This is a genomic window from Streptomyces carpinensis, assembly GCF_002154505.1.
In the GTDB taxonomy this organism is placed as follows: Bacteria; Actinomycetota; Actinomycetes; order Streptomycetales; family Streptomycetaceae; genus Streptomyces; species Streptomyces carpinensis.
Genome location: NZ_MUBM01000187.1, coordinates 1 through 11329 on the forward strand (window position 1 = coordinate 1; position 11329 = coordinate 11329).

At 73.0% G+C, this 11329-nt stretch carries 7 protein-coding genes, 1 tRNA gene and 3 pseudogenes; 7 read left to right on the forward strand and 4 right to left on the reverse strand.

Going from position 1 to position 11329, the window contains the following annotated elements; translation table 11 throughout:
* The first annotated feature begins 41 nt into the window (after positions 1-41).
* A pseudogene (locus BZY54_RS24570) lies at positions 42-1434 on the forward strand (MFS transporter).
* 39 nt (positions 1435-1473) lie between these two features.
* Here the strand turns inward: BZY54_RS24570 and BZY54_RS24575 are convergent.
* Together BZY54_RS24575 and BZY54_RS24580 are read right to left on the reverse strand one after the other, a co-directional pair.
* On the reverse strand, positions 1474-2397 hold the full coding sequence (locus tag BZY54_RS24575) for a transketolase family protein (RefSeq protein WP_086727509.1): 924 nt from the start codon (positions 2395-2397) through the stop codon (positions 1474-1476).
* A gap of 69 nt (positions 2398-2466) precedes the next feature.
* The gene (locus tag BZY54_RS24580) at positions 2467-3174 is read right to left on the reverse strand and encodes a thiamine pyrophosphate-dependent enzyme (RefSeq protein WP_086727510.1); all 708 of its coding nucleotides are present in this window, start codon (positions 3172-3174) and stop codon (positions 2467-2469) included.
* 185 nt (positions 3175-3359) lie between these two features.
* On the opposite strand from BZY54_RS24580, the gene BZY54_RS24585 reads away from it, so the two are divergent.
* From BZY54_RS24585 to BZY54_RS24610, 6 genes and pseudogenes are all read left to right on the forward strand, one after another.
* Positions 3360-3433: transfer RNA gene (locus tag BZY54_RS24585), tRNA-Pro, on the forward strand.
* 216 nt (positions 3434-3649) lie between these two features.
* Positions 3650-6335 (forward strand): annotated as a pseudogene (locus tag BZY54_RS24590) (helix-turn-helix transcriptional regulator).
* Positions 6336-6523: 188 nt separating this feature from the next.
* Positions 6524-6721, forward strand: a complete 198-nt coding sequence (locus tag BZY54_RS24595) for a hypothetical protein (protein WP_086727511.1) — start codon at positions 6524-6526, stop codon at positions 6719-6721.
* A gap of 369 nt (positions 6722-7090) precedes the next feature.
* Positions 7091-7525, forward strand: coding sequence for a DUF308 domain-containing protein (locus BZY54_RS55540; protein WP_425276311.1), 435 nt, complete (start codon positions 7091-7093; stop codon positions 7523-7525).
* Positions 7518-8015: an SHOCT domain-containing protein gene (locus BZY54_RS24605; RefSeq protein ID WP_086727512.1), complete on the forward strand. Its 498-nt coding sequence runs from the start codon at positions 7518-7520 to the stop codon at positions 8013-8015. Before BZY54_RS55540 ends, BZY54_RS24605 begins: the two co-directional genes overlap by 8 nt.
* 49 nt (positions 8016-8064) lie before the next feature.
* Positions 8065-8514: a DUF7144 family membrane protein gene (locus tag BZY54_RS24610; RefSeq protein ID WP_086727513.1), complete on the forward strand. Its 450-nt coding sequence runs from the start codon at positions 8065-8067 to the stop codon at positions 8512-8514.
* Between the two features lie 731 nt (positions 8515-9245).
* Here the strand turns inward: BZY54_RS24610 and BZY54_RS24615 are convergent.
* Both BZY54_RS24615 and BZY54_RS24620 read right to left on the reverse strand, forming a co-directional pair.
* Positions 9246-11063, reverse strand: a complete 1818-nt coding sequence (locus tag BZY54_RS24615; RefSeq protein ID WP_086727514.1) for a bifunctional metallophosphatase/5'-nucleotidase — start codon at positions 11061-11063, stop codon at positions 9246-9248.
* 72 nt (positions 11064-11135) lie between these two features.
* Positions 11136-11329: pseudogene (locus BZY54_RS24620) on the reverse strand (transcriptional regulator CynR); the annotation flags it as partial.

Consider the following 11329-nt stretch of genomic DNA (forward strand, 5'->3'; position numbering starts at 1 on the left):
GAGCAGGGTGGGGTCCGGCCGGGGAGGGGAGCGTCGAGAGGATGACCGGGACGTCGTCGCAGTCGTCACCAGGGGAGGCGCCGGCAGGAGGGCATGACAGCGCTGCCGGAGCCGGAGCCGGAGCGCGAGTCGAGACCGGAGCCGAGGACGGCGCGCGGGCGCGGCCGGTCTGGTCGCGGGACTTCGCGCTGTTCTTCGTGGCGCGAGCCGTCGCCCGGCTCGGGGACACGATGCTGCCCGTCGCCCTGGCCGCGGGCCTGCTGCAACACGGGTACGGCGCGGGCGCGGTGGGCCTCGCCATGGCCTCGACGGCCGCCGCCTTCGCGGGACTCGTGGTCTTCGGCGGGGTCATCGCCGACCGGTTCAGCACGCGCAAGCTGATGATCGGCGCCGACCTCGTCCGGCTCGGCACCCAGTCCCTGGCCGCCGTGCTGTTCTACTCCGGGCACGTGGTGCTCTGGGAGATCTGCGCGATCGGCTTCGTCAACGGTGTGGCCGGCGCGGTGTTCCAGCCCGGCGTGGCCAGCACGGTGCCCCGGCTCGCCGCCGACATCCAGGGGGCCAACGGCGCCATACGGATCGCCGAGTCCGCCGCCCAGCTCGCGGGGCCCGCCGTCGCCGGCCTCCTCGTCGGCTTCGCCTCGCCCGGCGGAGTGTTCGCGGCCCATGCCGCCACCTACGCGGTCAGCGCCCTGTGCCTGCTGCTGCTCAGGCTGCCCCCGCTCCTGCCGGGCGGCGATCCGGCGGCCGGTCGACACGGATCGGGCACCTTCAAGGCCGACCTGGTCGAAGGATGGCGAGAGTTCCGGTCGCGGACCTGGCTGTGGGGGGTCATCGCTGTCTGGTGCCTCTACATGATCGCCGTCTGGGGCCCGACCGTCCCGTTGGGTGGCCACGGAAGTGGTCCAGCAGCACGGCCCGCGCTCCTACGGACTGGTGAACTCCGCCCTAGGCGCGGGCACCGTCGTCGGCGGCTTCCTCGCGCTGCGGCTGCGGCCCCACCGGATGCTGCGCGCCGGTGCGTTCGCCCTGTTCGCCTTTGTCTCGTTCCCGGCGACCGTCGGGGCCGGCCTCGGCGTACCCGCCATGGCCGCGGGCGCCGCCGTCGCCGGGGCGGGGATGTCGTTCTGGGGCGTGATGTGGGCGACCAGCGTCCAGACGCAGGTCCAGCCGGACGTCCTCAACCGCATCCACGCCTACGACGTGGCGGGTTCCCTGGCCATGATGCCCGTCGGCCAGGCCCTCGCCGGGCCCGCCGCCTCGGCCCTGGGCGCCGGCCACGTGCTGCTGGTGTCCGCGGCGATCAGCCTGGTCGTGCCGACCGCGCTGCTCTCGGTCCCCGCGATACGCAACCTGATACGCGCCGACGCGCGGCCGGCGCCCCGCCTGGGGGTGGCGCCGGGACGTGGGCGGGCGCAACCGGAGAAGGGCTGACGACGCCCCCTCGCCTCGGGCCTCACCGGGCGCGGGCGTCTATCGGGCTCGCCCCGAGGCCGCTGCGCCGCCGAGGAACGCCGAGATGCGCTCCCGCAGCGACCGTGCGTCGAGCCCGTGCGCGGCGGTGTGCTCCGCGACGGTCCCGTAGCGCCGCAGTTCGGCGCGGCCCACGCCGAGGCCCAGGACGCGGTGCGGGACGTCGGCCAGCGCGTCGTTCGCCGCCGCCGTCGACGTGCCCGCCAGATACGGCTCGACGAGGACGACGTCGGACGGGGCCGTCCCCGTGGCCTGGCGCAGGGCCGCCGCGTCGAAGGGCCGCACGGTCGTCGCGTAGAGCACGGTCACGTCGAGATGCTCGGTCGCGTCGAGCACCGCGTCGAGCATGGGCCCGACCGCGACCACGACACCGGAGCGGCCCTCCCGCACCGTCGTGAAGCGCTCCCCGTCGACCGGGCGCCCCTGCGCGTTCGACTGCACGGAGAGCCGCACGTACACCTTGTCGTCACCCGCGGCGACCGCGTGCCGCAGCAGGGTCTCGGCCTCGTCCGGATGGCCGGGCACATGGACGGTCCAGCCGTCCAGGGTGTCCAGCAGGGCCACGTCGCCCGGTGCCATGTGGGTGTAGCCGCCCGCGGGCCAGTCGAAGGACGCGGCGGCGCTCACCAGCACCGCGCCCACCCCCTGGTGCCCGAGGTCCAGTTTGACCTGTTCGAAGGGCCGCTCGACGAGGAAGCTCGCGAAGGTGTGCACCACCGGCCGCATCCCGGTCAGTGCCAGCCCCGCGCCGGCCCCGACCAGGAGCTGCTCACGGATGCCGACGTTGATCACCCGGTCGGGATGCCGGCGCCGGGCCTCGGCGAAGCCGTCCTTGCCGATCTCGGCGAGGACGACCGCGACCCGCGGATCCTCGTCGAGCAGGCGCGAGACGACGGGGGCGAAACGGTCACGCATGGTGTCCATGGAGGTCGAGTCCTTCTGCGTCGGGGCGAAAGCGAGGGGCAGTGGTGAAGTCATGCGCTGGTGAGGTCATCAGGAGTTCTTCGGTTCGACCCGGGCCACCACCACGTGCGGCCGGCCCGGATGCGGTGCGATGAAGGCGGCGTACAGCGCCTCGTGGTCGCGGCCGTCGACGGTCAGCGCCGACCAGCCCGCCGCCTCGAAGCGGGCCGCGATCCCGCCGGGGCGGGCATGGCTGGCGGAGGCGTTGTCGACGACGACGGTGTGCAACTGCTCGAGTCCCGCCGGCCCGGCGAAGGCGATCGCCTCGTGGTTGCTGCCCTCGTCCAGCTCGGCGTCCCCGGTCAGCACCCACACCCGGGGCCGTTCGCGCCCCTGGGCGCGCAGCCCCAGGGCGGTGCCGACGGCGATCGGCAGTCCGTGCCCCAGCGACCCGCTGCCGATCTCCACGCCCGGCACGAGGGTGCGGTCGGGATGGTGCCCGAGCGGGGAGTCGTACGCGCCGAAGTCCGGCAGCCAGTCCACCGGCACGAAGCCCTTCGCGGCGAGGACCGCGTAGTACGCCATCGGGCCGTGCCCCTTCGACAGCAGGAACCGGTCCCGCTCCGGGTCGTCCCACTGCTCCGGACGGACCCGCAGCACCCGGTCGTAGAGCACCCAGAGCACGTCGAGCGTGGACGTGGCGGCCGGTCCGTGCTTCTCGTCGCCCGTCATGAGCCCCATCAGCCGGGGCAGGTCGGCGTACCCGTGGGTGCGCCCGAGTTCTTCGGTGATCGTCATGCCTACGATCGTGCGACCTCAACCAAACTTGAGGTCAAGTGCCGCCTGGTCCCTGGGCCGACGACGCCGGGCGGGCCGGTCAAGAGCAGAGCGGGCCGGTCAAAAGGGGTGCGCGACCATCGACCCGAGTGCGGTATTGTTTTCCTGCGCGATCGGCCGGGGGAAACCCCAGGTCAGACGGGCAACGGGACGTGGCGCAGCTTGGTAGCGCACTTGACTGGGGGTCAAGGGGTCGCAGGTTCAAATCCTGTCGTCCCGACGTGCGGAAACGCGGGTCGAGGGCCGTACCGGAGCAATCCGGTACGGCCCTCGACCGGTTTCCGGGCTCACCCCGGACCTGCTGACCTCGTCATGCGCCAGGGGACGGCCGCCCGGCCCTCCCGCGGGGCCATCCGTCCCGTCATCGCCGTGCGTGAGCGTGCGAACACCGGATTTCGGGGCAGTCGGTGTGCTGCCCGTGATCCGACGGACTGCGGTGGTGAGTGCAGTGTCCGCATCCAGTGACAACGGACCCGGCCAGGCGGCCGCGGAGCCCGACCCCCTGGGGGACCCGTTCCTGCGTACCCGGTTCGCCGTGCCGTCGCGGCCCGCCACCTTCCTGCGGCGAAGACGGCTGCGCGAGCACCTCGACCACGCGCTCGACACGCCCCTGACGATGGTCAACGGCAGCGCCGGTGCGGGCAAGACCCTGCTGGTCGCCGACTGGGCCGCCGGTCTGGGACGGCCGGTCGCCTGGCTCACCCTGGACGCCGCCGACCAGTCACCCGGCCTCTTCTGGGCCCATGTGCTGCAGGCCCTGCGTGCCTGCGGGGTGCAGGAGGTGCGCAAGGTGGGCTGGCTGCCCGGCGGACGCCGGTTCGGTGGACCACACCCTGCTGGGCCGGCTCGCCGCGGAGCTGAGCGGACGCGAGCGGCCCGCGATCGTCGTCCTCGACGAATTCGACCGGGTGACCGCCCCGGAGATCGCCGACCAGCTCGCTTTCGTTCTGCATCACGCCGGTCGGGGTCTGCGCACGGTCCTGGTCACCCGTACCGAACCGGTGCTGCCCCTGCACCGGTACCGCGCCGAGGGCACCCTGACCGAGGTCAGGGATGCCGAACTGGCGTTCACCGACGAGGAGGCGGCCACGCTGCTGGCACGGCACGGACTGCGGCTCCCCGGCGGCGCCGTCGGCGCCCTCGTGGCTCGCACCCGCGGCTGGGCGGCCGGTCTGCGGCTGTGCGCCCTGGCGGCACAGCAGAGCGGCGACCCCGAGACCTACCTGAAGGAGTTCGAGGCCGGTCACAGCACGATCGCCGACTTCCTGCTGACCGAGGTGCTCGGACGGCAGCCCGCCCGGACGCGGGACCTGCTGCTGCGCGTCAGCGTCCTGGACCGGTTCTGCCCCGACCTGGCGAACGAGCTCTCCGGCCGGCGGGACGCCGGAGCGATCCTCGCCGAGCTGCATCGGGCCAACGCGTTCGTCGAACACCTCGGCCGCGACTGGTACGGCCTGCATCCGCTGTTCGCGGACATACTCGGCGCCCACCTCAGGGCGCGGCTGCCAGGACTGGAGAGCGAGCTGCACCGCAGGGCCGCCCGATGGCTGAGGCACTCCGGTCTTCTGCCGGCCGCCCTCGCCCACGGTGCGGCGGCGGGCGACTGGGAGTTCACCGCCCGTGCCCTGGTGGACGACCTGGCGATCGGGCAGTTCTTCACGGGCCTGCGCTCCGACGACCTGGGCGAGCTCTTCTCGCGGATGGCACCGGACGTCACCGGCCCGGAGGCCGACCTGGTCCGCGCGGCACGCGAGCTGTCCCGCGGCGCCCCGGGCCGCGCCGGGCCCCACCTGGAGCGCGCCCGGCGGGCGCTGGACCGCGAGGGCCGGGGCAGAGCGGCGGCAAGGCTGAGTTGCGCCCTGCTGGACGCCCTGTCCGCCCGGCTGACCGGTGCTCCGGGTCGGGCCGAACACGCGGCGGCACGGGCGCGGGAGATCCAGCAGGACATCGCGCCCGGACTCCTGGACCGGCATCCCGAACTCACGGTCCTGCTCCAGGCCCACCTGGGCTCGGCCCGGCTGTGGGCGGGGCGTTTCGACGACTCCCGGTCCGCCCTGTGCGCCGCGGCCGCCGGTTCCGAGGGGGTGCAGACGGCGTTGCCCCGGGAGGAGTCCCTGAGCCAACTGGCCCTCATCGACTATCTGAACGGCTGGGCAGGGCGGGCCGAGCGCGGGGCCCTGGCCGCCCTCGCCGACGCGGAGCGGTTCGGTCTGTCCGAGTCGTGGGGCTCCGGCCTCGGGCGCCTGGTCCTGGCCGCGGTGGCCGTCGAACGCGACGAGCTCGACAAGGCCCAGGCCCTGCTGGAACGGGCGACGGCCGAGCAGCCCGTCCCCCCGGACCCCGTGACGGCCGCCGCACGCCTCATCGCCCGGGCGCGTCTCCAGCTGGCCCGCGGCCGGACCCGGGACGCCGTGGAGACGGCGGAGTCGATCGTCCCCTCCGTGGCGGCGTCACCCTGGGCCGAGGACCACACCGCGCTGGTCATCTCCGCCGCTCACCTGGCCGAGGGCCGCCCCGAGACGGCCGTGAAGGTGGTGCAGCACCCGGCGTGCCACCGGGCCGCGTGCGCCGTGGCCGCCGCCCGGGCGCACCTCGCGGCGGGGCATCCGGAGGCGGCGCTGGACCTCCTCGACGGGCTTCCCGCCGAGGAGGACACCGGGCCCGCGGTGACGGTCCGGGCCATGCTGGTCCGGGCAGAGGCCGCGGACCGGACGGGCGACCACGGCACGGCACGCCGGCTGGTCGACAGGGCGCTCCTCGACGCCGGCCACGACCGGCTGAAGGGCCCGTTCGTCGAGTCCGGCCCGTGGGTCCGCCGGCTGCTGGGCACCGACCCGGTGCACGGACCGGGTCAGGACCCGCCGTCGGCCCACCGCGCACGGGCGACCGGGGCCGAGCCGTGCGCACTCCCGGCGCGGACGCCGATCGTCGAGGAGCTGACCGGTCGCGAGCGCGACGTGCTCCGGCGGCTCGCTCAGCTGATGTCCACCGAGGAGATCGCCGCGGACCTGTTCGTATCGGTCAACACGGTGAAGACCCATCTGAAGAACGCCTATCGCAAACTCGGCGTGAACCGCCGCGGCGAAGCGGTCCGCCGGGCCCGCGAACGCGGGCTCCTGTGAGCGCACTCCTGGGGGTCCGGTCCTCTCCGGAACGCAGCGGCCATCGCCCGCTCCTCGCCCGAGCCGCCGGCCGGTCCGCTGCGTCCACCCCGTATCACCTGCGCAGGGTGAGGCCCGGCGACCGGCTCGGACGGACGATCGCAATGAGGGGGCGCACCTGTCCTCGAGTCACCGCGGGAGAACAGCTGATGCGCTACGAGATCCGCGTCGACGGGGACATGTCGGAGACGCTGGCCAAGGCATTTCCTGAGCTGGAGCACGTGCGGATGTCCGGCCAGACGGTCCTGTTCGGTCCCGTCGTGGACGAGGCGCATTTGTACGGGCTGCTGGCCCGCTGCCAGTCGCTGGGACTGCGGGTTCTGGAGATGCGCCGCGTCCCGGAGTGAGGCCGGCGGCCGAGGGGCGCGGGCCTGCCGTGGCGGCGTGCGGGAGGCGCCGAGAGGAGGAATCATGAGCGCTTCGCGCGGTTCGGCGGCGCGCGCCGGACCGGGGGCCCCGGCCCGACGGCACGGACCGCGGGGCGCCCGGCGACCCCGCCGACGCGCCGGCGGGCCTCGGCGGTTCCTGGACCTGGCTGCTGACCTTCGCCGTGGCGACGCTGACACCGGGGATCACCGTGCCGGTCTGGCCGGACGAGACCCTTCACGTCCAGGCGGTCGCCGTCGGTCTGTATCTGCTGCGGTCGGTGCGTTCAGGTTCGTCGCCGTGTTCTCCCCCGAGGGCAGGGCGAACGGCTCCCGCGGCTGCTCGTCTCGGTGCTGTTCGTGCTGGCCGGGGTGCTGTGTCTGAGGCATCGGCCGCAGACCGTCGTGGCGCTCTCGCTGATCGTAGGGATCGTCCGGCTCGTGTCCGGCACGCTGACCGCCTACACCGCGCCGGCCATGGAGGACCTGGCCCATCGCGGCTTCGTCCTCTGCGTGGCGGGGCTCGGCGCCGTCGCGGGCACCGTGGTGCCGGCCCTGCCCACCCAGTCGGCACTGGCCCTGCCCCGGCTGCTCGGCCTGTGGCTCGTCCTGCTCGGCCTGTGGCTCGTCCTGCTCGGTGTGGCCGAACCGGGCTTCGCCCTCGTCTGGCGGTCACCCGGACCGGGTGAGGCGCCCGGGGCCCGCCGCGCCGACCCTAGGAAGCGGACATATCGGTCACCGGGTGGAAGTCCGACATGGACCGGAACGGAGGCAGTAAATGAGTAGCGACATGTACCTCGCCTACGACTATCCGTTGCTGAGCGCCTTCTGGACGATGCTCTGGTTCTTCCTGTGGGTCATGTGGTTCGTCCTGCTCTTCCGGGTCGTCCTCGACATCTTCCGTGACGACTCCCTGAACGGCTGGGCCAAGGCGGGCTGGCTGGTGTTCTGCATCGTGCTGCCGTTCCTCGGCGTCTTCGTCTACATCGTGGCCCGCGGCAGGAGCATGGGCCGCCGCGAGATCGCGCAGGCGCGGGCACAGCAGGACGCAGTCGACGCCTACATCCGCGAGACGGCGGGCGGCGGCAGGACCAGCAGCGTCGACGAGCTCGCCCGGCTGTCCGATCTCCGTTCCCGGGGCGACATCACGGACGAGGAGTTCGCCCGGGCCAAGGAGATGGTCCTCGTCGGCGCCGTCCCCGGGGGCCGGGCCACGTCGGTCACCGGCACGCAGAACGCTCCCGGCACCACCCGAACCCCCACTCCCGGTGGCTGAGCGCACCGTACGAGCCCGGCAGACCGCACGAGACGAAACGAGGCAGAAGATGACCGCGACACAGACCGCCCGCCCGCATACGGCGAAGCTGGCATGGGCCACCGGCCTGACGGCCTTCGCCGCCGTCATGCTGATGATCGCCGGGGTGTTCGACATCTTCCGGGGCATCATGGGCATCGCGCAGGACAACGTGTTCGTCACCACGCCCAACTACGTCTTCCACTTCGACCTCACCGGCTGGGGCTGGACCCACCTGGTCCTCGGCGCGCTCGCCGTGATCGTCAGCCTCGGTCTCTTCCAGACGGCGACCTGGGCGCGTGTCGCGGGCGTCGCCATGGCCGGATTCATCATCCTCGCGAACTTCCTGTCCCTGCCGTACTACCCGGTGTGGTCGGTCGTGACGATCGCCTTCTCGGGGTTCGTCATCTGGGCCCTGTGCGTGGCACGGCCCGCCGAAGAGCCCCCCGCTCCCGCCGGGACCGCGCCGCGCGGCCCGTAGCAGGCACGCACTGCGTCGCGCCGTAGCAGGCACCGCGTCGGCGGCCGCCGCCGTGCCGGGGCGGCCGTCCGACGCGTGTGGGTGTCCTCCGCCCGGAGTTGTCGGCACCCCACGGCCCGGCCCGGCCCGGCACGTGCGGGCGGGGCGGGCGGGTCCGGTGACCCCAACGGCCGTACCCGCCGGGCCGGCTCTCCGGCTCCGACGGATAGTGGTGCCGGACGACGGGTGCCGCCGTTTCCACGAGAACGTGGCGCTCCGCGAGCAAGTGGCGCAGGCGAACGAGGGACACCGACATGCCCGAGGAGCACGCGGGTTCTCGGCGGGAAGGCCGAGCCGGAGGGCGACCGGTGGTTCCTCGGGCGCCTCCTGCTGGGGCAGTTGCAGGTCGACCAGGACGAAGTCCGACACGGCGAGACACTCACGCGCTTGCGACAGGTCAGTACGAGTGACGATCCCCTCCGGCATCGACACCACCGATACGATCATTGCCCCTCACCGTCGTCACGGGCCCGTGGGTCCCACGGTGCGCACGGCGAGCGACCCGCGCACGCGGGAGGCGCGCAGCCGCCTCACCGGGTGCCTCGAACGGGTGAGGCGGCGTCGGGGGGCGAGACCGCCTCGGGTTGTGAGGCGGCCCGTCGAACCCTGCTGGGCGCCACCCCCGCCGGCTCGAGGTCGTCAGGGGCGGGCCCCGTACGGGACCCGCCCTTGTCCGAGGGCGCGTCCTGCGGCTACCGCTGGACGGTGATCCGGTCGGCGGCCGTCGGCGCGTACGGCGCGGACGGCGACGAGTGCGCCGTCAGGTAGTCGACCAGCGCGGCCAGGTCGTCCTCGCCCACGAGCTGGTCGGTGCCGTTCGCCAGCTCGGTGAAGCCGTCGCCGCCGCCCGCCAGGAAGGAGTTCATGGCGACGCGGTAGGTGGCCGTGGGGTCGATCGGCGCGCCGTCCAGCCTGACGGAGTTCGCCACCACGCGGTCGGCGCCCGACTTCGACAGGTCGAGGGTGTAGGTCAGGCCGTCGGAGATCTGGAGGATCTTCGGCACCGCGGCGTTGCCGCCGCTGACCTGCTGGCGCAGCACGGTGATCAGCTGGGCGCCCGTCAGGGTCTTGATGTTGACCGTGTTGCTGAACGGCTGCACGGCGAAGCCCTCGCCGTAGGTGACGACACCGTCGCCCTCGCTGCCGGAGGCGGCGTGGACCAGGTCCGCGCGGATGCCGCCGGGGTTCATCAGGGCCAGGTCGGTGCCGCTGTCGACGGTCTTGGCGTACGCCAGCTGGGCGTCGGCGATCAGGTCGCCCAACGGCGACTCGACGGTGCCGTCGCCGCCGCGCGTGATGTCCGCCGAGATGTAGCCGACCGACTTGCCGGCGACCGGGTCGGCGAGCGTCTTCCAGTGGTCGATGAGCCGCGTCAGGTCCGGGGCCTTGGGCTGGGTGCGGTCGACGACGTGGTTGGAACCCTTCACCGAGGCGCGGACGATGTCCTGGGTGCGCCAGTCGTACTTCATGTCCAGCTCGGTGAAGAGCCGCCCGTAGGAGGCCGCGCTGGTCACCAGGCGGGGGTGGCCCGCCGGGTCGGGGATGGTGCAGACGTAGGCGTTGTGGGTGTGGGCGGTGACGAGGGTGTCGACCTCCGGCGAGACCTTCTTGGCGATGTCCACGATGGGACCGCTCAGGCCGGAGCCGCTGCCGCCCGCGTCGCAGTCGTAGTTGTACGCCGCCGACACCGGGTAGCCGCCCTCGTGGATGAGCGCGACGATCGCGTGCACGCCCTGCTGCTGGAGGACCTTGGTGTACTTGTTGATCGTCTCGGCCTCGTCGAGGAACTTCAGCCCCTTGACGCCCTCGGCCGAGACGATGTCCGGGGTGCCTTCCAGGGTGACGCCGATGAACCCGACCTTCACACCCTTGACGTTCTTCACGGTGTACGGCTTGAGCAGCGTCCTGCCGGTCTTCACGTCGATCACGTTGGCCGACAGGATCGGGTAGTCCGCGCCCTCGAAGGTGCGGCCGGTCTCGTAGCAGCCGTCGACCGGGTGGCAGCCGCCGTTCTGCAGGCGCAGCAGCTCGTCCTTGCCCTCGTCGAACTCGTGGTTGCCGACGCTCGTGACGTCCAGGCCGAGCTTGTTCATGGCCTCGACGGTCGGCTCGTCGTGGAAGAGGCCGGACAGCAGCGGGCTGGCGCCGACGATGTCGCCGGCGGCGACGGTCAGGGAACGCGCGTGCCCCTTGCGCGCGGTGCGCAGGCTGCTCGCCAGGTACTCGGCACCGCCGGCGTCCACGGACTTCGTGGTGCCGTCCGGCTCCTGTTCGGTGACCCGGCCGGAGGAGCCGGCGGGCGGCTCCAGATTGCCGTGGAAGTCGTTGAGCGCGAGCAGCTGCAGATCCGTGGTGTGGCTCGAATGCTCGCCGGAGCGGTCCTGGGTGGGGCCGGCCTGGGCGGGAGCGGCGGTGGCGAGCGCGCCCAGGCCGGCCAGCGCGGCGGCCGTGGTGAGAGCCGCGGAGAAGGCTCTTCGCGGAGCGCGGCGGCGTTGACGGTTCGGTGACATGGTCCCCCTCTGACGTGACCGGATCAAGAACAAACCAGGTGGCCGAAAGCCTAGGGTCAACGCGCGTAGTTGTCAGGAGCTTTGCGGTGACGGACCGCTTGCCGCGGTGTCCCCGGCGCCGGTCCGTGCGTAGCCGCGGGAGCGGACGACATCGTGGGTGAGGCGGGTGAAGGCGCGCGCGGCCGCGCTCTGGTAGCCGCTGCCGCGCCGCAGCAGGGTCACCGTGCGTGCGGGCAGCGGAGGGTCGAGGGGCAGGGGGGTGAGGT